This is a genomic window from Streptomyces sp. Qhu_M48 (assembly GCF_051305195.1).
In the GTDB taxonomy this organism is placed as follows: Bacteria; Actinomycetota; Actinomycetes; order Streptomycetales; family Streptomycetaceae; genus Streptomyces.
This window is the reverse complement of record NZ_CP195432.1, coordinates 4,779,884-4,802,216: the sequence shown is the minus strand read 5'-3', so window position 1 is coordinate 4,802,216 and position 22,333 is coordinate 4,779,884. Positions and strand designations below refer to the sequence as shown.

Here is a 22,333-nt window from a genome sequence, read left to right as displayed (position 1 = left end):
GGGTGCGAGGTCGGTCAGTGCGCGGACCGGCCGGGAGTACGGCGCCGGCCAGGGAGACGGAATTCGGTCACGGGCGGGTGGATCGGCCAGGGGGACAGGAGGGGCGCCGGGACCACCCGGCCAAGCGGCAGTGTACGGGCGGCGGCCCCGTCAGCGACGGGGCACGCGCAGGTCGCCGAGCTCCTCGTTCAGCGCGTCCAGGAACCGCAGGGCCGCGGACAGCTCCTCCTCGCCGAACCTGAGCCGGGCCCGGTCCGCCGCCTGCGCCAACGGCATGAAGTAACTGCGCGCGGCGGCCTTCGCCCCCTCCACGTAGTGCACGTGCACCACCCTGCGGTCGGCGCTCTCCCGGGACCGCCGGACGTGCCCGGCCTTCTCCAGCCGGTCGAGACAGGCCGTCACCGCCCCCGACGTCAGCCCCAGGTGCTCCCTCAGCCGGCCCGGGGTCAGCGGCTCCGGGCTGTCCAGGACGACCGAGAGCGCCTGGATGTCCGTGGGATGCAGTCCCTGCGCGAGCGCGAAACCATGGACCAGTCGGTTGATCTCACCGTTCGCCCGCCGGAGCGCGCGCGCGAAGCTCTGGAGATCACCCGGAGCGCCCTCGGGGTGGGTCCCACCGGTCCCGGATTCCTCTGTACTGGCCACACGATCAGCCTATAGATACCGGCAGGTGCATCCACAGAGGCCGCGTCGGGGGAAAGGATCGGGAAGCCCCCCGGGGCCGCCGGGGGACCCCCGGACGGAGGCGGAGCCGAACGGGCCCCGACAGCGGAACGGAGCAGCTTCATGAGCGACGCGTCAGGACAGGAGACCCCGGGACCGCTCTGCCTGGTCACGGGCGCCAGCGGCTACATCGGCGGACGCCTCGTCCCCGAACTCCTGGCGGCCGGATACCGGGTGCGCTGCCTGGCCCGCACCCCCGCGAAGCTGCGGGACCACCCCTGGGCCGGAGACGTGGAGATCGTCCGGGGGGACGTCACCGACGCCGAGACGCTCGCCCCCGCCCTCCAGGACGTCGACGTCGCCTACTACCTGGTGCACGCCCTCGGCGGCGGGCACGACTTCGAGCGCACCGACCGCCTGGCGGCCCGCACCTTCGCCGAACAGGCCCGCGCCGCCGGGGTCGGCCGCATCGTCTACCTGGGCGGCCTCAGCCCCCGGGACATCCCGGACCGGGAACTCTCGCCGCACCTGCGCTCCCGCGCCGAGGTGGGCCGCATCCTCCTGGAGTCCGGCGTCCCCACCACGGTGCTCCGCGCCGCCGTCATCATCGGATCCGGCTCGGCCTCCTTCGAGATGCTCCGCTACCTCACGGAACGCCTGCCCGTCATGGTCACCCCGAGCTGGGTGCGCACCCGGATCCAGCCGATCGCCGTCCGGGACGTGCTGCGCTACCTCGTCGGCAGCGCCCGGATGCCCGCGGAGGTCAGCCGCGCCTTCGACATCGGCGGCCCCGACATCCTCACCTACCTCGACATGATGCGCCGCTACGCCGACGTCGCCGGGCTGCCCCGGCGGCTCATCCTCCCCGTGCCGGTCCTGACACCGCGCCTGTCCAGCCACTGGATCAACCTGGTCACCCCGGTCCCGCGCTCCATCGCCCGCCCCCTGGCCGAGTCACTCCGGTACGAGGTCGTCTGCGACGAGCACGACATCGCCGACTGGGTGCCGGACCCGCCCGGCTCCCCTCTCGCCTTCGGCACGGCGCTCTCGCTCGCCCTCGAACGCGTCCGCGAGGCCCGGATCGTCACCCGCTGGTCCTCCGCGTCCGTGCCCGGCGCACCGAGCGACCCGCTGCCCACCGACCCCGACTGGGCGGGCGGCAGCCTCTACACGGACGAGCGCGAGCGGACCGTGGACGCCTCGCCGCAGGCGCTGTGGCGGGTCGTCGAGGGCATCGGCGGGGAGAACGGCTGGTACTCCTTCCCGCTCGCCTGGGCCGTCCGGGGCTGGCTCGACCGGCTGGTGGGAGGCGTCGGACTGCGCCGGGGCCGACGGGACGCCTCCCACCTGCGGGTCGGCGACTCGCTGGACTTCTGGCGGGTGGAGGAGATCGAGCGCGGCAGGCTGCTGCGGCTGCGGGCCGAGATGCGCCTGCCCGGACTCGCCTGGCTGGAGATGTACGTCGAGCGCGACGGGAACGGGATGACCCGCTACCGCCAGCGGGCCCTCTTCCACCCCCACGGCCTGGCGGGCCAGGCCTACTGGTGGAGCGTCTCGCCCTTCCACGCCGTGGTCTTCGGCGGGATGGCCCGCAAGATCGCGCGGACGGCGGAGGCCAACGGGACGGCGGCCGGGGAGACGCCGGGCGAGGACCGGGACGGAGCGGCCACGGGCCCGCGCCCCGCGACCGCCGACCACCCCGCACCGGCCACCGCGCGGGACCGCGAGGAGTGAGGATGGCGGTGCGGTGTGGTCCCGCCCCGGTGTCGCCAGTCTCGCCTGTCTCGTCGGTCTTCCCGGTCTTCCCGGTCTCCCAGGCCTCCCCGGTCTTCCCGGCCTCCCCGCCCCGTGGACCGCATCCGGATCGCCCCCTCACCGCGAATGACCCCCGCAAGGTCAGCCCCGTGCCCACCCCGGCCGCGCGTCGCGCGGCGGGGCGTGGTCCCCTGCCAGGAGCGGTGCCATGAACGTCTCGGTCGTCCTGTTCACCTCGGACCTCCGCGTCCACGACCATCCGCCGCTCCGCGCCGCGCTGAACCGGGGGAACCAGGTCGTGCCCCTGTTCGTCCGCGATCCGGCCGTGGACCGCGCCGGCCCCCCCGCTCCGAACCGTCTCACCTTCCTCGCCGCCTGCCTCACCGACCTCGACGCCGGACTGCGGGAGCGCGGCGGCCGGCTCGTGGTCCGCTCGGGCGACCCCGTCGTCGAGGTGTGCGCCGTCGTGCGCGAGGCCGACGCCGACGACGTCCACATGGCGGCCGGATGCAGCGGCTTCGCGCGGCGCCGTGAGGACCGCCTGCGCCGCGCCCTGGAGGCGGACGGCCGCCGCCTGTACGTCCACGACGGCGTCGTCACCGCCCTGCCCGCCGGGGCCGTGACACCGAACGGCTCGGACCACTACGCGGTCTTCACCCCCTACTTCCAACGCTGGTCGCGCGAGCGTCTGCGCGAACCGATCGCGGCGCCCCGCCGGGTCCCGGTACCCGACGGGATCCGCTCCGAGGAGGTGCCCGCCCCGGCGGACGTCCCCGACGTCTCCGCCGGCCTGGCCACCGGCGGCGAGAAGGAGGGCCGCGAGCGGCTCACCGCATGGCTCGGACGGGGCGCCGACACGTACGAGGAGGGACACGACGACCTCGCGGGCGACGCGACCTCGCACCTGTCGCCCTACCTCCACTTCGGGGCCGTCTCGGCGGCCGAGGCCGTCCACCGGGCCCGGTCGAGGGGCGGCCACGGCGCCGAGGCGTTCGTTCGGCAGCTCTGCTGGCGCGACTTCCACCACCAGGTCCTCGCCGCCCGCCCCGACGCCGCCGCCGCCGACTACCGCACCCGGCACGACCGCTGGCGGCGCGGGAAGGATGCCGAGGACGACCTCCGGGCCTGGCGGGAGGGCCGTACCGGCTACCCGGTCGTGGACGCCGCGATGCGTCAGCTCGCCCACGAGGGGTGGATGCACAACCGGGGACGGCTGCTCACGGCTTCGTTCCTGACCAAGACCCTGTACCTCGACTGGCGTGAGGGCGCGCGCCACTTCATGGACCTGCTGGTCGACGGCGATGTCGCCAACAACCAGCTCAACTGGCAGTGGATGGCCGGCACCGGCACCGACAGCCGCCCCAACCGGGTGCTCAACCCGGTGATCCAGGGCAAGCGGTACGACCCCGACGGCGCCTACGTCCGGCGCTGGGTGCCGGAACTCGCCGGACTCGAAGGCGCCGCGATCCACGAGCCGTGGAAGCTGCCCGGCCTCGAACGGGCCCGGTACGACTACCCGGACCCCGTGGTCGAACTCGCCGACGGTCTCGCCCGCTTCAAGCACGCCCGCGACCGGGACTGAACGCCGCGGCTCCCGGCGGGCCCGGCACTCCGGTCGGCTCTCAGGACCACGCCGACGTGGAAGCGGGCCGCTCCCCGTCCCGCGCCGCCTCGCAGAGCCCGCGCAGCACGGCCAGGGCCTCGCGCAGTCCGCCGGGGCGCAGCATCCCCGGCGCGGGGGTGCGGCCCGCCCAGCCGGGGCCCGCGAGGAGGACGACCGGACGGGTCCTGGCGCCCTTGACGCCCCAGGAGGTGTCGGCGATGTGGCGGGCCAGCGGGTGGTGCGCCGTGGACCGCGCCTGGGCCCACAGCACGACCGCGGCCGGTCCGGTCCGCCGTACCGCCTGGTCGAGCGCCTCCGGTGGCACCGCCGCCCCGAACATCAGGGTGGGCAACCCGATTTCGGCGAGTCCCGCGGCCAGGGCCTCCAGGGGGAGCGTGTGCTGCTCGTCGGGCACGCAGGCGAGCAGGACCGGGGGAGTGCGGGCCGCGCGGGAAGCAGAGCGGGTCACGGCGCCGAACCGGCGCAGAGCCGACGACACGTGCCAGGAGAGCAGGTGCTCCACCTCGACGTAACGGTCCTCCGACGTCTGCCACTTGCGGCCGACGGCGTGCAGGGCCGGGGCCATCACGTCCTCCCAGGCGGCGACCAGACCGTGCTTCGCGATCGTGGACTCCAGCAGCTCGTCCATGGCTCCGGAGTCGAGCCGGACCGCCGCGCGGCCCAGGCCCCGCAGCTCCCGTCGTACCTCGTCCGGAGACGGTTCGTCCGCCGGAAGCGGCGCCGGGGGCGCGTCGTCGGCGGCGGGCGGGGCGGGCGCCGCTCCGGCCATGGCGGTGCGGGCCGCCTCCGCCGGGGGGACCCCCGACGCGGTCAGCCGGCACATCTCCCGCAGGACGGCGATGTCCTCCGGCGACCAGCGCCGGTGCCTGCCGTCCTCACGGGCGGCGGGGCCGATGCCGTAGCGCCGGTCCCAGGAGCGCAGGGTCGTGGGGGCGACGCCCAGGCGGCGGGCGACCGCTCCGCTGGTGAGGCCCGGCGTGAGCTCGGTCATGGCTCCAGGATACGACGCACAAGCGATGCGAGTGGAGCCGCGTCGGCGCCGCGACGGAGCCTGGTGGTGCCCCCGCGAGGGAGCCCCGCCCGCCGACCGGTCACCTCCGGTCCAGGTCAGAGGAGCAGCCGCCATGACCGCACCGAGTACCGTCCTCCGGTCGTCGTCCCGGAGCGAGGCCCGGTCCCCGTACGACCGCGAGGCCGGCGGGATCGCCGAGGCGTTCGTACGCGGCGAGGCCCGGTCCCTGTCCGACCGCGAGCTCGCCGAGGGCTTCGTACGCGGAGACGACCGGTGCCTGGTCGCCGCCCACGACCGGTGGTCCGGCCTCGTGACCTCTCTCGCCGCCCGCAGCCTCGGCGACCCCAAGGAGGCCGAGGACGTCGGACAGCAGGTCTTCCTCGCCGCCTGGCGGGGCCGCGCCGGCTACCGGCCGGAGCGCGGCCCGTTCCCCGGCTGGCTCGTCGGCATCACCCGGCGGAAGATCGCCGACGCCCTCGCGGCGCGTACCCGCCGCCGGGACCTGGTGATCGCGGCCGGGACGCGGCTGGCCCACGACGACGACGCGGCGGCCCACGGCCCCGACGCGGTCCTCGACCGGCTCATGGTCGCCGGTGAGCTGGCGAAACTCCCGGCCGCGCAGCGCCAGGTACTCGCCATGGCCTTCTACGGGGACCTCACGCAGGTCCAGATCGCCGAACGCACCGGCCTGCCGCTCGGCACCGTGAAGAGCCACGCGCGGCGCGGCCTCGACCGGATGCGCCGCTCGCTGACCGACACGCCGGGACGGAACCGGCGCGCCACGTCCCTCGCGAGCTGAGGCCGGGCACGACGCGGAGCGGGCTTCCCCGGCGCGTCCACCCGTCCAGGTGAATCGGCCCATCCGGAGCGCCGTCGATGCCGAAACGAGAGGCATGAGCCTCTCAGCGCCCCCGCGCGAGCCCACGCGCACGGACCGCCTCCTGGCAGCGGTCGGCGGCCTCCTCGCCGCGTACGTCTCGCTCGCCGTCGCGGACCTCGCCGCCTTCTGGGTACGGCCGGAGGCGAGCCCCGTCCCCGCCGTCGGCGGAGCCGTCGTCGACCGGACCCCCGCCGCCCTCAAGGACTGGGCCATCCGCGCCTTCGGCGAGAGCGACAAGGCCGTCCTCCAGCTCGGCATCCTGGTCCTTCTCGGCGTCCTCGCCGTCGGGATCGGACTGCTCGCGCTGCGCCACCGTCCGCTCGGCTCGGCGGCCGTCGGGGCCTTCGGCGTCCTCGGGGCCCTGGCCGCCGTCACCCGCCCCGACTCGGACTCGGCCATGGACGCCGTGCCCTCGCTGGTCGGCTCGGCAGCGGGCGCCCTCCTGCTGTACGTCCTGACCGGCCGTCTCACCCGGGGGGCCGGCGCGGGGTCCGAGGCCGCCCGCGCCGACCGGCGGAGCTTCCTGGTCGTCGCCGCCTCCACCGGTCTCGCCGCGACCGGCGCCGCCGCCCTCGCCCGGGCGGTCGGCAGCCCCGTGGCGGAGAACGCCGCCGCCTCCCGCGCCGCCCTGCGCCTGCCCCGGCCGGCGTCCCCCGCGCCGGCCGTACCCCCCGGAGCCCAGCTCGACGTCCCCGGCATCAGCCCCTTCGTCACCCCCAACCGCGACTTCTACCGCGTCGACACCGCCCTCGTGGTCCCCAGGGTCGACGCCGACCGCTGGCACCTGCGCCTCCACGGCGGCGGAGTGCGCCGGGACGTCACGTACACCCTGCGGGAGCTGATGTCCCGGCCGGCGATCGAGCGGGACATCACCCTCGCCTGTGTCTCCAACGAGGTCGGCGGCCCCTACGTCGGCAACGCCCGCTGGCTCGGCGTGCCCCTCGCCGGCCTCCTCCGCGAGGCCGGCGTCCGCCCGCCCTCCGAGGGCGGACCCGCCGACCAGCTCGTCGCCCGCTCCGTCGACGGCATGGCCATCGGCACCCCCGTCGAGCAGGTCATGGACGGCCGCGACGCCCTCCTCGCCTTCGGGATGAACGGCGAACCCCTGCCCTTCTCCCACGGCTTCCCCGTCCGCATGCTCGTCCCCGGCCTCTACGGGTACGTCTCCGCCTGCAAGTGGATCGAGTCGATCGAGCTCACCACCTTCGACGCCTACGACGCCTACTGGGTGCCGCGCGGCTGGTCCGCCGAGGCCCCCGTCAAGACCCAGTCCCGCATCGACACCCCCCGCCCCTTCGCCGGCCCCGCAGCCGGCACCGTGATGGTCGCCGGGGTCGCCTGGGCCCAGCACCGGGGCATCCGCCGGGTCGAGGTACGGATCGACGACGGCCCCTGGCAGGAGGCCCGGCTCGCCGCCGAGGACAGCAGCGACACCTGGCGCCAGTGGGCCCACCCGTGGGAGGCCGCCCCCGGCCGGCACACCCTCACCGTCCGCGCCACCGACGGCACCGGCGCCACCCAGCCGGAGGAGCGCACCGACACCATGCCGAACGGGGCGCAGGGGTGGCACTCGGTGGTCGTCACGGTCGAAGGTGCGTAACGAAGCGGATCCGTAGGCCCGTTCCTCGCCCACATGAGGGAGACTGCTGCCGTGCGTGGACATCTACCGGACGAGAACCCCGGTTTCGTGGGACGCCGCACGGAACTGGAGCGCGTGTCCGCCGCGTTGGCGGAACACCGCCTCGTCACCGTGACCGGCGTCGGGGGAGTCGGGAAGACCCGGCTCGCGCTGCGCGCCGCGCACCGCGCCGCCGACCGGTACCCGGACGGTGTCTGGTGGACCGACCTCGGTCAGCTCGACGGCGACCGCCTCCTCGTCGCCCTCGTCGCCGACTCCGTCGACCTCGCCGACCACACCCCCGGCACCGCGACCACCGGGCTCCGCCGCCGCCTCGCCGACGACCGCCTGCTGCTCGTCCTCGACTCCTGCGAGCACCTCGCCGAACCCTGCGCCCGGCTCGTCGCCGACCTCCTCGCCGCCGCCCCCGGACTCACCGTCCTCACCACCAGCCGCCGCCCCCTGGGCGTCGAGGGCGAGCGGGTCGTCGCTCTCGACCCGCTCCCGCCGGCCGGACGCGACGCCCTGGAACTGCTCCGCCGCGCCGCCGGGGAGGAGTTCCCCGCCGCGGGCCCCGCCGGCGAGATCTGCGTACGCCTTGAGGGCATCCCGCTCGCCCTCGAACTGGCCGCCGCGCAGATCCGCCTCCAGGGCGCCGAAGCCGTTCGCGACCAGCTCGGCACCCGGTTCGACGCCCCGCCCACCGCCCGCTTCGACCTGCTCGCCCACACGGAGCGGGTGTGGCCGAGCCGCCACCAGACCCTGCGCGCGGCCATCGGCTGGAGCCACGAGCTGAGCGCGCCCCTGGAACGCCTCCTCTGGGCACGCCTGTCCGTCTTCCGGGGCCCCTTCGACCTCGCGTCGGCGACCGCCGTGTGCATCGGCGGCCCGCTGAACCGCGCGACCCTCCCGGGCGCGCTCGACGGACTCGTCCGCGCCTCCGTGGTCCGCCCGCCGGACGCGGCCGGCCGGCACCGGATGCTCGACACGATCCGCGCGTACGGGGCGACCTGGCTGGACCGGACCGGCGAGACCGGCACCGTCGCCGACCGGCACGCCGCCCACTTCCGGGGCCTGGCGCGCCGGGCGGAGAGCGCATGGCACGGCGCCCGGCAACCACGCTGGTACCGGACCGTCGACGCCCACCACACCGACCTGCGCACCGCCCTCGACCGGCTGCTGCGCACCGACCCCGACGCGGCCCTCGACCTCATCGGCTCCGTCGCCTTCGCCTGGTCCTGCCGAGGCCGTCTCCGCGAGGCCTGCGACGGCCTCGAACAGGCCCTCCTGCTGAGCGACGCCCGTGGCCGCGTCCGGGCCCGCGCCCTGTGGGCGCTCGGCGTCACCCTCGTGCTCCAGGGCGAGTTCGGTCCCGCCCAGGAGGTCAGCGAGCGCTGCGCCCGCGAGGCGCGGCACGCGGAGTACACGGAGCACGCCGAGAGTCGCCCCGGTGACCCCACGCTCGACGCCGCCGCCCTCGCCGGGCTCCTCGCCCTGACCACCGGCCGGCCGATGGCCGCGTACGTCGTCGTGGGCCACGTGCTCGACGCGGCGCGGGACGGCGCCGACACCGCCGCCCGGCTCCGCTGCCGCCTCGTCCGGGTCTTCGCCCTCACCGGCCTCGGCCGGCTCGCCGAGGCCCGGGAGCAGGCGCTCGCCCTGCGCGCCCGGTGCGAGGAGCTCGACGAGCACTGGACCCGGACCGCCCTGGAGTACCAGCTCGCCCTCACCGGGCTTCTGGAGGGTGACCCGGCGACCGCCGCCGGACACGCCCGCGCCATGCTCGAAGGCACCCGCGGACTCGGCGCGAGCCTGGGCGTCGCCCTCGGTCTCGACGTCCTCGCCACCGCCCTCGCGGCGGCCGGCGACGGCGAGCGGGCGGCGGACGTCTCCGGCACCGGGGAGGCGTTCTGGCGCTCCACCGGACAGCCCCGGCGCGGTCTGCCCGGGCTGCGGGCCCTCCACGAGAAGTACACCGACACGGTCCGCGCGACGATCGGCGAGCCCGCCTACGAGGAGATCTTCGTACGCGCCCTCACCGGTCTGCCGCAGGACGGCCTCGACCGGGCGCTGCGCGTCCCCCGGCAGCGCTGAGGGCCGGGGCGCACGGGAGGCCGGGGAGTAAGGGCCGGTGCGCACGGGGCAGGGCGACGCCCCCGTACACCGATGCGTAGAGTCGACTCCCGTAGCCCCGTCGGCGCGCGGCCCCGGCATCCACCGGGACATCCAGGACACCCCCGGTCCGCCGCCGACCGACCCTGACGAGGAGACCCCCGTGACCGACCCGGCGTCCACCGCCCGCCAGCAGCAGATCGCCCGGGACCTCCAGGTGGCCGAGACCTTCGACCCGCGGGCCGAGATCGAGCGCCGCGTGGCCTTCCTCACCGAGCGCCTCACCTCCACCGGTCTGCGCTCCCTCGTCCTCGGCATCAGCGGTGGCGTCGACTCCACGACCGCCGGCCGGCTCTGCCAGCTCGCCGTGGAGCGGGCCCGCGCCGCCGGTCACGAGGCCACCTTCTACGCGATGCGCCTGCCGTACGGCGTCCAGGCCGACGAGAAGGACGCGCAGACCGCGCTCGGCTTCATCCGCGCCGACCAGGTCCTCACCGTGGACGTCAAGGCGGCCAGCGACGCGGCCCTGGAGGCGGCACTCGCCGGCGGCCTGACGTTCCGCGACGCCCACCACCAGGACTTCGTGCGAGGCAACATCAAGGCCCGCCAGCGGATGATCGCCCAGTACGCGGTCGCCGGCGCCCACGACGGGCTCGTCGTCGGCACCGACCACGCCGCCGAGGCCGTCTCCGGCTTCTTCACCAAGTTCGGCGACGGCGCCGCGGACGTCGTCCCGCTCACCGGCCTGACCAAGCGGCGCGTCCGCGCCGTCGGCGCCGAGCTCGGCGCCCCGGCCGAGCTGGTGTGGAAGACCCCCACGGCCGACCTGGAGACCCTCGACCCGGGCAAGCCCGACGAGGACGCGCTCGGTGTCACCTACGACGACATCGACGACTTCCTGGAGGGCAAGCCCGTCGCGGAGGCCGCCTTCGCCTCGATCGTGCGCCGCTACGAGCTCACCGAGCACAAGCGGCAGCTGCCGATCGCGCCCTGAGCGCCCGCGCCCGGAGGGGCGGCGGGAGCGGCGAGCGGCGGAGTGCGGACAGTCGGCGGATCCTGGAAGGGGCGCCCCCTCAGGGGCGCCGGAAGGGAGCACGTCATGTTCGGCTCAACCTCTGCGTTCAGCGGTTTCTCGGTCGACGACCTCGACGCCGCCCGCCGCTTCTACGGCGAGACCCTCGGTCTGAAGGTGCGGGACGAGGGCCAGGACGACATGCGGATGCTGTTCCTCACCCTGGCCGGCGGGACCCGGGTCTTCGTCTACCCCAAGGACGACCACACTCCCGCGACCTTCACGATCCTCAACTTCGAGGTCGACGACATCGACCGGGCCGTCGACGAGCTGACGGGGCGCGGAGTGACCCTGGAGCGCTACGAGGGATTCGAGGCCGACGAGAAGGGCATCGTGCGGGTCGAGGGCGGACCGGCCGTCGCGTGGTTCACGGACCCGGCGGGCAACGTCCTGTCGGTCCTCCAGACCGACGGCTGACGGACCCGGACGCGGGTCGCCGCCGACGGACTGCGTCGGCCCGTACGGACCGGGCGGACCGACCCGAACGGACCGGCCCGGGTGCGCGGCGGGCCCGTACCGCCTCGAATGGGAGGGTGATCGCGCCGCCCGACGACTGCCTCGCCCGCAACGAGTGGATCTGCGGCGCCTATCTCTCCACCCGGAGCCAGATCCTCGCCGACGCCGTCGTGCAGCACGTCCAGCTGGCCGGAGTCTCCGTCGCCCTCGGCCTGGTGCTGGCGCTTCCCCTCGCGGTCGCCGCCCGCCGCTGGGGCTGGGCGGCGGCTCCCGTCCTCGGGGTCACGACCCTCCTGTACACGATCCCGGCGCTCGCGATGTTCTCGCTGCTCCTGCCCGTGTACGGACTCTCCGGCGCGCTGGTCGTGGCGGGCCTCGTCCTGTACTCCCTCACGCTCCTCGTCCGCAACATCCTCGCCGGGCTCCGCGCCGTCCCCGAGGAGACCCGGCAGGCGGCGCGCGGCATGGGGTACGGGCCGGTCCGGCTCCTCCTCGCCGTCGAGCTGCCGCTCGCGCTGCCCGCGGCGATGGCCGGGCTGCGGATCGCCGCCGTGTCCGCCGTCTCCCTCGTGACGATCGGCGCGATCGTGGGCCACGGCGGCCTCGGCAACCTCATCTACTCCGGGATGAACACGTACTTCAAGGCGCAGGTCCTCACCGCCTCCGTGCTCTGCGTCCTCATCGCCGTCGCCGCCGACCTGCTCCTCCTCGGCGCGCAACGCCTGCTCACCCCCTGGACCCGCGGGCGGGCCGCGTGACGACCCTCGCCGAGGCCTGGTCCTGGCTCACCACCTCCGCCCACTGGTCCGGCGAGAACGGCGTCTGGCACCGGCTCGGCGAGCACCTGTACCTCACCGCCGTCTCCCTCGTCATCAGCTGTGCGGTCGCGCTGCCGGTCGCGCTCGTCCTCGGCCATCTCGGCAGGGGCGGCGCGCTCGCCGTGAACCTCTCCAACGCCGGCCGGGCCGTCCCCACCTTCGCCGTCCTCGTGCTGCTCCTGCTCAGCCCGATCGGTTCGTACGGCGACTGGCCGACGATCATCGCCCTGGTGCTGTTCGCCGTGCCCCCGCTGCTGACCAACGCGTACGTGGGGATACGGGGAGTCGACGCCGATGTCGTCCGGGCCGCCCGGGGCATGGGCATGACGGGCGGCCAGACCCTCGTCCGGGTCGAACTGCCGCTCGCGCTGCCGTTGATCCTCACCGGTGTGCGGATCGCCGCCGTCCAGCTCGTCGCCACCGCCACCGTGGCCGCGCTCGCCGGGGGCGGCGGGCTCGGCCGGATCATCACCGCCGGGTTCAATCTCGCCTCCACCCCGCAGGTCGTCGCCGGGGCCTGTCTCGTCGCGGTCCTCGCGCTCCTGGTGGAGGGGGTCTTCGAGGCCGTCCAGCGGCTGGCGCCCGCCGCGGGGCGGGGGAGCGGCGGGTGAACGGGCGGCGTCCCCGCGCGCTCCTCGCCGCCCTCGGCCCGCTGCTCGCGGTCTGTGCCGGTCTCGGCGGCTGCGCGGCCGGCCCGTCGCTGGAGGACCGCGACGCGGTCACGGCCCCGCCGGGCGACAGCCGCGACCTGACCGTCGGCTCGGCCGGATTCACCGAGAGCGACCTGCTGGCGCAGATGTACGCCCTGCTGCTCCAGAAGGCCGGATACCGGACGAAGATCCTCTCCGTCACCAACCGCGAGCTGTACGAACCGGCCCTGGAGCGCGGCCAGATCGATGTCGTGCCGGAGTACGCGGCGACCTTCGCCGACTGGCTGAACGCCAAGGTCAACGGCGCGGACGCGCCGCCCGTCGGCTCGCCCGACCTGGCCGCGACCATGACGGCGCTCCGGGCGCTCGCGGGACCGCGCGGACTCACCGTCCTGGACGCGGGCCGTGCGGTCGACCAGAACGCCTTCGCCGTGACCGCCGACTTCGCCGCCGAGCACCGGCTGAAGACGCTCAGCGACCTCGGCGCGACCGGTCTTCCCGTGCGGCTCGCGGCCGGGGACGAATGCGTCCGGCGGCCGTACTGCGCCCCCGGTCTGAGGAAGGTCTACGGCATCGACGTGACCGCCGTCGACCCCAAGGGCGTCGGCACCACCCCGGCCAAGCAGGCCGTCCAGAACGGCCAGGACCAGCTGGTGCTGACCACGACGACCGACGCCACGCTCGACGAGTTCGGGCTCGTCCTGCTCGCCGACGACAGACATCTCCAGAACGCGGACTTCATTGTCCCCGTCGTCAACCGCGCCCGCGCCGGGAGCGAGGGCGTCACCCGCGCGCTCGCGCGGCTCAACGCGGTCCTGACCACGGCCGATCTGGCGCATCTGAACGAACAGGTGGACAGCTGGCGGCGGCTCCCGGAGGACGTGGCGCGGAACTATCTCGTGGAGAAGGGGCTCGTCCCCGGCTGACGTCGGCGGGCCGCGCCGTCAGCCCGCTGAACAGCGTCTCTTGTCATGACCCTTGCAAGGGGGTTCAGGGCCCTGCTATTCATCTGTTAGGAAAGTTTCCTGCCAGTCCAGCCCAGGTCCAGTCCAGCAGGACCCCACCACCCCATCCCCCGTTCGTCGTTCCATGGAGACCCCCATGACTTCGGCACGATCCGCACGCCCCCGCATCCGCCCCGGCCTCCGGCGCCTCGGTGTCGCCGGCACCGCCCTCGGCGCCCTGCTCCTCGGCCTCGCCACGGCGCCTCCCACGGCGAGCGCCGCCCCCGTCACCCACGAGGCGGAGACGGCCACCGTCTCGAGGGGCCTCGTCGAGTCCAACCACACCGGCTTCACCGGGAACGGGTTCGTCAACTACGACAACGCCACCGGAAGTCACGTCCAGTGGAACGTCAACGCCGCACAGGCGGGCCCCGCGACGCTCACCCTGCGCTACGCCAACGGCAGCACCAACAACCGCCCCATGGACATCGCCGTCAACGGCGCCGTCGTCGCCGCGGGCAGGTCCTTCGCCGGCACCGGCGCCTGGACCACCTGGGCGACCACCACCGTCACCACCACCCTCAAGGCCGGCGCCAACACCGTCCGCGCCACCGCCACCACCGCCGACGGCGGCCCCAACGTCGACCACCTCGCCGTCGACAGCGCCACCACCCCGCCGACCACCGGCAGCACCCCGGCCGCGATCAACGGCCAGCTGAGGGTCTGCGGCACCAAGCTCTGCAACCAGTACAACAAGCCGATCCAGCTGCGCGGCATGTCCAGCCACGGCACCCAGTGGTACGGCCAGTGCCTGACCGGCGGCTCGCTCGACGCCCTCGCCAAGGACTGGAACGCCGACGTCCTGCGCGTCTCCACCTACGTCCAGGAGGGGGGATACGAGACCGACCCGCGCAAGTACACCGACCTCGCCCACTCCCTCATCGAGCAGGCCACCGCGCGCGGCCTGTACGTGATCGTCGACTGGCACATGCTCGACCCGGGCGACCCGCACCACAACCTCGCCCGCGCCAAGACCTTCTTCACCGAGATCGCCCAGCGCCACGGCGCCAAGACCAACCTGCTCTACGAGATCGCCAACGAGCCCAGCGGCGTCGCCTGGTCCCGCATCAAGAGCTACGCCGAGCAGCTCATCCCGGTCATCCGCGCCAAGGACGCCGAGACCCCGATCCTCGTCGGGACGCGCGCGTGGTCCTCGTTCGGCGTCTCCGAGGGCGCGAACGAGTCCGAGGTCGTGTCCAACCCGGTGAACGCCACCAACATCATGTACACCTTCCACTTCTACGCCTCCTCGCACCGCGACGAGTACCTGAACACGCTCTCCCGCGCCGCCGACAAGCTGCCCGTCTTCGTCACCGAGTTCGGCACGCAGAACTACGCCGGCGAGGGCGCGAACGACTTCGCCATGAGCCAGCGCTTCCTCGACCTCATGGCCGCGAAGAAGATCAGCTGGGTCAACTGGAACTTCTCCGACGACGAGCGCAGCGGCGCCGTCTTCAAGTCCGGCACCTGCGCCGCCGGCGGCACCTGGACCGGAACCGCCTCCCTGAAGCCCGCCGGCGTCTGGATCCGGGACCGCGTCAGGACCGCGGACGCCTTCCCGACCTCCTGACACCCCGGCCCGACCGCCCCACCCCCAGGGCCCGCTGACACTCCGGACCCCTGAGGCGCCCCGCCTCCGGTACGCCCCCGCCGTGTGATCCACTGTCCTCGCGGGGGCGTACCGAACAGGAGCAGGAACAGCGTGACCACCTACCGGCAGCCGGGACTCGTCCTCACCGACCACCGCTTCCCCGTCCCCCTCGACCACGCCCGGCCCGACGGCGAGCGGATCGAGGTCTTCGGCCGAGAGGTCGTCGCGAGCGGCCACGCCGGAGCGGACCCGGAACGGCTCCCCTGGCTGGTCTACCTGGAGGGCGGCCCCGGCTTCGGCGCCCGCCGCTTCATCGGCCCGCAGGCCTGGCTCGGCCGGGCCGTCAAGGAGTTCCGCGTCCTCCTCCTCGACCAGCGCGGCACCGGGCGCTCCACCCCCGCCAACCGCCAGACCCTGCCGCTCCGCGGCACCCCGGCCGAGCAGGCCGACTACCTCGCCCACTTCCGCGCCGACTCCATCGTCAAGGACTGCGAGACCATCCGGCGCCGGCTCACCGGCGGCGCCCCCTGGACCGTCCTCGGCCAGAGCTTCGGCGGCTTCTGCGCCACCCACTACCTCTCCACCGCCCCCCAGGGCCTGGAACGGGTCCTGATCACCGGCGGCCTGCCCTCCCTGGACGCCACCGCCGACGAGGTCTACCGCGCCGCCTTCCCCCGTGTCCTGCGCAAGAACGAGGCCCACTTCGCCCGCTACCCGCAGGACGCCGAACGGGCCCGCGCCGTCGCCGCCCACCTCCTCGACCACGAGGTCACCCTCCCCGGCGGCGGCCCGCTCACCCCCGAGGCCTTCCAGTCCCTCGGCATCCTCCTCGGCTCCGGCGACGGCACCCACCAGCTCCACCTGCTCCTGGAGAGCGCGTTCGTCCCCACCCCGGGCGGACCCGCCCTCGCCGACGCCTTCCTGGAGCAGGTCCAGGCCCACCTGTCGTTCGCGGGGCACCCGCTGTACGCCCTGCTCCACGAGGCCATCTACGCCCAGGGGCAGGGCCCCACCGACTGGGCGGCCGAACGCGTCCGGGCCGAGCACCCCGCGTTCGACGCCCGCACCGCCCTCGCCGGGGGCAGCCCGCTCCTCTTCACCGGCGAGACGATCCACCCCTGGCACTTCACCACCGACCCCGCCCTGCGCCCGCTCCGCGAGACCGCCGAACTCCTCGCCGCCCGCACCGACTGGGCCCCGCTCTACGACGCCGACCGCCTCGCCGCCAACCGGGTCCCGGTCGCCGCCGCCGTCTACCACGACGACATGTACGTCGACACCGCCCACTCCCTCGACACCGCGCGCGCCATCCGCGGCCTGCGCACCTGGGTGACCGACGAGTTCGAGCACGACGGCGTACGGGCGGGGGGACCGCGCGTCCTCGACCGGCTGCTCGCCCTCGCCCGGGACGAGATCTGACGGCTCCCGCATAGGATGCGGCGCGCCCCCGACGCGCAGGGGCGCGCCGCGAGCACGAGGGGGTCCGGATGACGGGACGCGAGACACCGGCGTCCGGCCGGGAGCTGAAGTTCCGGGCCCTCACGGCCGAACTGCGGCGCGGCATCCTCGACGGCACCTGGCCGCCCGGCAGCAAACTCCCCACCGAACGCGCCCTCGCCACCGAGACGGGCGTGTCGGTGACCACCGTCCGCCGCGCCTACGAGGACCTCGTCGGCCTCGGCCTGGTCGAACGCCGCCAGGGCGCGGGCACGTTCGCCGCCCACCGCCCCGAACGGACCGTCGGACAGCGGATCGTCGGCGTCCTCGTCCCCGACACCACCTTCTACTACCCGAGGGTCCTCCAGGGCATCGAGAAGGAACTCGCGCGGGCCGGCGCCCGGCTCGTCCTCGCCTGCTCCCACTACGACCCCGACGAGGAGGACGCCGCCCTCGAACGCCTGCTCTCGGCCGGCGTCCACGGACTCCTCCTCGTCCCCGGCCTGCACACCGCCGCCGACCCCGGACGGCGCGCCGAGGAACTGCTCGCCCTGCCCGTCCCCGCCGTCCTCGTCGAGCGCCGACTGGCCGCGTACGGCCCCGGCGACCCCACCGAGCACGTCTGCACCGACCACGAGGGCGGCGCCTACGACGCCGTGCGCCATCTGCGGGCCCTCGGCCACGAGCGCCTCGGACTCGTCGCCCGTACCGACGCGCCCACCACCGCGCCCATCGAGTCCGGCTTCGCCCGCGCCGTCGCCGACCTCGGGCTGCCCGGGGCATCGGCGTACGAGCGGGACGTGATGGCCCGCTGGGACCCGGACCGCGCCGACCGCGCCCTCACCGCGCTGCGGGCCGCCGGTGTCACGGCCGCGCTCTGCTTCGGCGACCGGGAGGCCGCGCTGATGCTCGGGGCCGCGCGCCGCGCCGGAGTGCGGGTCCCGGGCGACCTCGCCCTGATCAGCTACGACAACGAGTTCGCCGATGTCGCGGAGATCCCGTTGACCGCCGTCTCGCCGCACAAGTACCAGCTCGGCCGGCTCGCCGCGCAGATCCTGCTCCGGCGCCTCGCCGAGGGCGAGGCCGCCCCGCTGCACCAGGTGCAGCTCCGCCCCCGGCTCGTCGTCCGCGCCTCCTGCGGCGGCGGACGGGGAACGGAGGGCGGACCCGGGACGGCGGGCGGCCCCGGCGCCGGGGGCGGTCAGGGGACGGACGGCGCGCGAAAGTCCAAGCGATGAGCACCCATTGCTCATGGAGTGCTTCCGACGGACACCGGTAGAACTCGGACCGGGCCCCGCGAGGGGACCCTCCGAGGAGAGGAACCGGACATGAGCACCCACGTCAGCGCGGAGATCGCCGGCCAGCCCGACTGCTGGCGCCGCGCCGCCGAGATCGCCGCGCGCGACGGCGGCCGGCTGCCGGCCGGAGGCGAGCGCGTGGCGGTGGTCGGCTGCGGCACCTCGTACTTCATCGCCCGCGCCTACGCGGCGCTGCGCGAGTCCCTCGGCGCGGGCGAGACCGACGCCTTCCCCGCCTCCGACTCCACACCGCTCGGGCGCGGTTACGACCGGATCGTCGCCCTCACCCGGTCCGGCACCACCACGGAGGTCGTGAACCTGCTCGCCCGCGCGGCGGGGAACATCCCGACCGTCGCCCTCACCGGCGTCCCCGACAGTCCCGCCGGACGGCTCGCGGACCGCGTCGTCGACCTCGGCTTCGCCGACGAACGCTCCGTCGTCCAGACCCGGTTCGCGACCACCGCCCTCCAACTCCTGCGCGCCGGGCTCGGGGTGGACCTCGGTCCGGCGATCGCCGACGCCGAACTCGTCCTGTACGAGCGGCTGCCGGCCGCCTGGGAGCGGCGCGGCCAGTTCACCTTCCTCGGCACCGGCTGGACCGTCGGACTCGCCGACGAGGCGGCCCTCAAGCTCCGCGAAGTGGCCCGCGCCTGGACGGAGTCGTACGCGGCGATGGAGTACCGCCACGGTCCGATCAGCATCAGCGACCGGTCCAGCCTCGTCTGGTGCCTGGGCCCCGCGCCCTCGGGACTCAAGGACGAAGTGGAGTCCACGGGCGCGCTGTTCGCCGCCGACGCGATCGATCCGGTGGCCGCGCTCGTCCGCGCGCAGCGGCTCGCGGTCGCCCTCGCGAACCGGCGCGGTCTCAACCCCGACCGGCCCCGGAACGTCTCGCGTTCGGTGATCCTCTCCGGTGCGTTCCGCCCGACGGCCGAGGAGGCGGCCCGTATCCTGCGGTCATGATCGAAACCGGTGTCACGGACCTCGCGGAGATGCCCGGCGACTGGCGGCGCGCCCTCGCCGTCGTCGCCCACCCCGACGACCTGGAGTACGGCTGCGCGGCCGCCGTCGCCGGGTGGACGGACGCGGGCAAGGAGGTGGTCTACGTCCTCGCCACCCGTGGGGAGGCGGGGATCGACACCCTCGCCCCGGACGTCTGCGGTCCGCTGCGCGAGCGGGAGCAGCGGGACAGCGCCGCCGTCGTCGGGGTGGACACGGTCGAGTTCCTCGACCACCGGGACGGGATCATCGAGTACGGGCTGGGGCTGCGCCGTGACATCGCGGCCGCGATCCGCCGCCACCGCCCGGAACTCGTCGTCACGCTCAACCACCGCGACACCTGGGGCGACGGCCCCGGCGCCCCCTGGAACACCCCCGACCACCTGGCCGTCGGACGGGCCACGCTCGACGCGGCCGCCGACGCCGGGAACCGCTGGATCTTCCCCGAGCTCGCCGACCAGGGCCTGGAGCCCTGGAACGGGGTGCGCTGGGTCGCGGTCGCCGCCTCCAGCACCCCGACGCACGCGGTCGACGCGGCCCCGGGCCTGGACCGCGCGATCCGCTCGCTGCTCTGCCACCGCGCGTACATCGAGGCGCTGACGGACGAGGACCCGGAGCAGTACGTCCGGTCCTTCCTCACGGCGGCGACGGGCCGCGCGTCCGCCCGCTTCGGCGGCCGCGCGGCGGTGACCTTCGAACTCTTCGCACGCTGACGGACCGGGGACCGGACCGTCGGCCGTGCGGTCAGCCCATCGGCGCGGGCTTCAGCACCGCGAAGGGCGCGCCGAAGGGGTCCGCCAGCCAGGCGATCCGGCCCACGTCCGGGACGTCGGCCGCGGGCATCAGGACCGAACCGCCGTTGCCCTGGGCCGAGGCCGCGACGGCGTCCGCGTCCTCGACGTCGAAGTACGGGATCCAGCGCGGGACGTCGCCGTCGTCCAGGAACTCGGCGGCGCCGCCGAAGGTGGCGTCCTCCTGGTCCCCCTCGGCGGTGGAGAGGACCCGGTACTTCATCCCGGGCGCCTCCATCGCGGCCCACCGCCAGCCGAACAGGGTCCGGTAGAAACCGAGGACGGCCTCCGGGTCGGCGACGTGCAGCTCCGCCCAGACCAGGGTGTTCGTCGACGAGGTCCGTTCGAGGCCCTTGTTGGCGCCGGGCTGCCAGACGGCGAAGCGCGCGCCGCCCGGGTCGGTGAGGGCTGCCATGCGGCCCGCGTCCATGACGTCGAGCGCCGCGACGCGCACGGAGCCGCCCGCCGCCTCGGCGGCGTGCTGCGCGGCCTCGGCGTCCGGGGTCTGGAAGTACACGGTCCAGGCGCTGTCCGCGCCCTCCTCGGTGAGCGGGCCGAGGGCGGCGACCGTGCGGCCGTCCTGCTGGAAGAAGCCGTAGCCCCCTGTGTCGGGCCCGGCGGAGCGGAACTCCCAGCCGAAGACGGCGCCGTAGAAGGCGGCCGCCGCCCCGGTGTCGGGACTGCCGAGATCGATCCAGCAGGGAGAACCCGTGGTGAACTGCGTACCGAGCATGGGAGGTGCCCGTCCTTCCGTCGTCCGTGGCTGTGGCCGCGCGGTGCCCTCGCCGGCCCGGCCCGGGCGGCCGGGAGGCGGTCGGCCGGGGGCGGGGGAGCCGCGCGCGCCGCCGGTCCCTCGGGCTTCCGGCCGCCATGACCGATCCTCGCCCCTCGGTTCGGGCGGCGCAGCCGCAGCCGCCGGGGTTCATCCGACCGGCCGCCTTCGCCTCCAGGTCGCCGAGGAGCAGCTCGCTGTTGAGCGCGACACCGGCCCGGTAGCCCCGGCTCACCGCGTTGGCCACCTGTTCCTGCGGTCCCGTCACGTTCCCGGCCGCCCACACGCCGGGCACGCTCGTCCGGCCCGTCTCGTCCACCGCCACGAACTCGCCGAACGGGGTCGTCCGCAGCTCCGCGCCCAGCTGCCGCAGCACCCCGTCCCGGGCCGCGAGGCGCGAGGCCGCGGCGAAGACCACCGAGCGGGCCACGGTCCGGCCGTCGGCGAGCCGCACCCCGGTCAGCCGGTCGTCCTCCACCGCGAGACCGGCCACCTCGCCCCGCACGACGCGGACGCCCGCCGCGTCGAGGAGGGCCGCGTCGTGCTCGGACGGCTCACCGGCGGTGTGCAGGAACAGGGTCACGTCCTTCGACCAGTGCGCGACCATCAGTGCCTGGTGCGCGGGCATGGCCGGGTGGGCGATGACGCCGAAGGCCTGGTCGCGGACCTCCCAGCCGTGGCAGTACGGGCAGTGCAGCACGTCCCGCCCCCACCGCTCGGCGAGGCCGTCGATCGCGGGCAGCTCGTCGACGAGTCCGGTGGTGACGACGAGCCGCCGCGCGCCGACCGAGGCGCCGTCGGCCAGCGTGACGACGAAGCCGCCGTTCCCGTCCGGTGCCGCGCCCGTCACCTCGCCGGTCCGGTGCTCGACCCCGTACCCGGCGATCTCGGCCCGTCCCGCCGCCAGGAAGCCGGCCGGGCTCATACCGTCCCGGGACAGGACGCCCTGCATGTGGGCGGCGGGGGCGTTGCGCGGCCGGCCGGCGTCGACGACCAGGGTCCGGCGCAGTGACCGGCCCAGGACCAGGGCGGCGCTGAGGCCGGCCGCGCCGCCGCCGACCACCACCGCCTCGTACGCGGAGGTGCTGTCCCGCTCTGCCTTCAGATGTGCGTTCATGGGCCGAGCGTCGCCCGGATCCGGTGGATCCGGCAAGCAATCTTGCCATTTCTGCAACACTGGACGCATGACCGAAGACGATCGCATCGACGCCGTCCTGAACGAGGTCGGCCCCCGGCTCCGCCGGGTCCGCCGCGACCGCGGGGTGACGCTGGCCGAGCTGTCCGCCGCCACCGGCATCTCCGTGAGCACCCTCTCCCGGCTGGAGTCCGGGCAGCGCAGGCCCAGCCTCGAACTGCTCCTGCCGCTCGCCCGCGCCCACCAGGTCCCGCTCGACGAGCTGGTCGGCGCCCCCGCGACGGGCGACCCCCGGGTCCGCGCCAAGCCGATCGTGCGCCACGGCCGCACGATGTACCCGCTGACCCGGCAGCCCGGCGGCCTCCAGGCGTACAAGGTGATCCAGGAGAAGCCGCAGGAGGACCCGGAGCCGCGCGTCCACGAGGGCTACGAGTGGCTGTACGTGCTCTCGGGGAGGCTCCGGCTCGTCCTCGGGGAGCACGACGTCGTCCTCGGGGCCGGCGAGGCGGCCGAGTTCGACACGCGCGTCCCGCACTGGTTCGGGCCGACGGCCGACGGGCCGGTGGAGTTCCTGAGCCTCTTCGGCCCGCAGGGGGAGCGGATGCACGTCCGGGCCCGCCCGAAGAAGTCCGGCTGACGCGCGGAC

General features: G+C 74.9%; 19 protein-coding genes and 1 pseudogene. 16 read left to right on the top strand and 4 right to left on the bottom strand.

The window, feature by feature from the left end; all coding sequences use genetic code 11:
* Positions 1-150 precede the first annotated feature (150 nt).
* Positions 151-645 carry a MarR family winged helix-turn-helix transcriptional regulator gene (locus ACRRSS_RS21750; RefSeq protein ID WP_435972794.1) on the bottom strand — a complete coding sequence of 165 codons (495 nt, stop codon included), beginning with the start codon at positions 643-645 and terminating at the stop codon, positions 151-153.
* Positions 646-786: 141 nt separating this feature from the next.
* On the opposite strand from ACRRSS_RS21750, the gene ACRRSS_RS21745 reads away from it, so the two are divergent.
* The gene (locus ACRRSS_RS21745) at positions 787-2,397 is read left to right on the top strand and encodes an SDR family oxidoreductase (RefSeq protein WP_435972793.1); all 1,611 of its coding nucleotides are present in this window, start codon (positions 787-789) and stop codon (positions 2,395-2,397) included.
* Positions 2,398-2,626: 229 nt separating this feature from the next.
* A complete protein-coding gene (locus ACRRSS_RS21740; protein ID WP_435972792.1) occupies positions 2,627-4,000 on the top strand; it encodes a cryptochrome/photolyase family protein in 1,374 nt (457 codons plus the stop codon).
* A 40-nt stretch (positions 4,001-4,040) separates the two neighbouring features.
* Here ACRRSS_RS21740 and ACRRSS_RS21735 read toward each other — a convergent pair whose 3' ends face one another.
* Positions 4,041-5,033, bottom strand: coding sequence for a MerR family transcriptional regulator (locus ACRRSS_RS21735; RefSeq protein ID WP_435972791.1), 993 nt, complete (start codon positions 5,031-5,033; stop codon positions 4,041-4,043).
* 133 nt (positions 5,034-5,166) lie between these two features.
* Between ACRRSS_RS21735 and ACRRSS_RS21730 the strand changes: the two genes are divergently transcribed.
* The 13 genes from ACRRSS_RS21730 (at position 5,167) to ACRRSS_RS21670 (ending at position 19,702) form a co-directional block, all read left to right on the top strand.
* Positions 5,167-5,853 (top strand): sigma-70 family RNA polymerase sigma factor, encoded by a 687-nt coding sequence (locus tag ACRRSS_RS21730; protein ID WP_435972790.1) that lies wholly within the window; start codon positions 5,167-5,169, stop codon positions 5,851-5,853.
* A gap of 94 nt (positions 5,854-5,947) precedes the next feature.
* Positions 5,948-7,534 carry a molybdopterin-dependent oxidoreductase gene (locus ACRRSS_RS21725; RefSeq protein ID WP_435972789.1) on the top strand — a complete coding sequence of 529 codons (1,587 nt, stop codon included), beginning with the start codon at positions 5,948-5,950 and terminating at the stop codon, positions 7,532-7,534.
* Positions 7,535-7,567: 33 nt separating this feature from the next.
* Entirely contained in the window at positions 7,568-9,646 is a 2,079-nt protein-coding gene (locus ACRRSS_RS21720; protein WP_435972788.1) for an ATP-binding protein, read from the top strand.
* Positions 9,647-9,827: 181 nt separating this feature from the next.
* Positions 9,828-10,658, top strand: coding sequence for an ammonia-dependent NAD(+) synthetase (gene nadE / locus ACRRSS_RS21715; RefSeq protein ID WP_435972787.1), 831 nt, complete (start codon positions 9,828-9,830; stop codon positions 10,656-10,658).
* A gap of 105 nt (positions 10,659-10,763) precedes the next feature.
* Positions 10,764-11,153: a VOC family protein gene (locus ACRRSS_RS21710; RefSeq protein ID WP_435972786.1), complete on the top strand. Its 390-nt coding sequence runs from the start codon at positions 10,764-10,766 to the stop codon at positions 11,151-11,153.
* Positions 11,154-11,269: 116 nt separating this feature from the next.
* Entirely contained in the window at positions 11,270-11,950 is a 681-nt protein-coding gene (locus ACRRSS_RS21705; RefSeq protein ID WP_435972785.1) for an ABC transporter permease, read from the top strand.
* A complete protein-coding gene (locus ACRRSS_RS21700; RefSeq protein ID WP_435972784.1) occupies positions 11,947-12,621 on the top strand; it encodes an ABC transporter permease in 675 nt (224 codons plus the stop codon). Before ACRRSS_RS21705 ends, ACRRSS_RS21700 begins: the two co-directional genes overlap by 4 nt.
* On the top strand, positions 12,618-13,586 hold the full coding sequence (locus ACRRSS_RS21695; RefSeq protein WP_435972783.1) for an ABC transporter substrate-binding protein: 969 nt from the start codon (positions 12,618-12,620) through the stop codon (positions 13,584-13,586). The genes ACRRSS_RS21700 and ACRRSS_RS21695 overlap by 4 nt, the downstream gene beginning before the upstream one ends.
* Positions 13,587-13,761: 175 nt before the next feature.
* On the top strand, positions 13,762-15,234 hold the full coding sequence (locus ACRRSS_RS21690; RefSeq protein WP_435972782.1) for a cellulase family glycosylhydrolase: 1,473 nt from the start codon (positions 13,762-13,764) through the stop codon (positions 15,232-15,234).
* A gap of 132 nt (positions 15,235-15,366) precedes the next feature.
* The gene (locus tag ACRRSS_RS21685) at positions 15,367-16,674 is read left to right on the top strand and encodes an alpha/beta fold hydrolase (protein ID WP_435972781.1); all 1,308 of its coding nucleotides are present in this window, start codon (positions 15,367-15,369) and stop codon (positions 16,672-16,674) included.
* Between the two features lie 68 nt (positions 16,675-16,742).
* Entirely contained in the window at positions 16,743-17,930 is a 1,188-nt protein-coding gene (locus ACRRSS_RS21680) for a GntR family transcriptional regulator (protein ID WP_435972780.1), read from the top strand.
* A gap of 90 nt (positions 17,931-18,020) precedes the next feature.
* Positions 18,021-18,953, top strand: coding sequence for an SIS domain-containing protein (locus tag ACRRSS_RS21675; protein ID WP_435972779.1), 933 nt, complete (start codon positions 18,021-18,023; stop codon positions 18,951-18,953).
* On the top strand, positions 18,950-19,702 hold the full coding sequence (locus ACRRSS_RS21670; protein WP_435972778.1) for a PIG-L deacetylase family protein: 753 nt from the start codon (positions 18,950-18,952) through the stop codon (positions 19,700-19,702). The genes ACRRSS_RS21675 and ACRRSS_RS21670 overlap by 4 nt, the downstream gene beginning before the upstream one ends.
* Positions 19,703-19,733: 31 nt before the next feature.
* Here the strand turns inward: ACRRSS_RS21670 and ACRRSS_RS21665 are convergent, their stop codons facing one another.
* Complete coding sequence (locus ACRRSS_RS21665; RefSeq protein ID WP_435972777.1) at positions 19,734-20,513, bottom strand: VOC family protein; 780 nt, start codon at positions 20,511-20,513, stop codon at positions 19,734-19,736.
* A 193-nt stretch (positions 20,514-20,706) separates the two neighbouring features.
* Positions 20,707-21,669, bottom strand: a pseudogene (locus ACRRSS_RS21660) (NAD(P)/FAD-dependent oxidoreductase); the annotation flags it as partial.
* Between the two features lie 67 nt (positions 21,670-21,736).
* On the opposite strand from ACRRSS_RS21660, the gene ACRRSS_RS21655 reads away from it, so the two are divergent.
* Positions 21,737-22,324 carry a helix-turn-helix domain-containing protein gene (locus ACRRSS_RS21655; protein WP_435972776.1) on the top strand — a complete coding sequence of 196 codons (588 nt, stop codon included), beginning with the start codon at positions 21,737-21,739 and terminating at the stop codon, positions 22,322-22,324.
* Positions 22,325-22,333 lie beyond the last annotated feature (9 nt).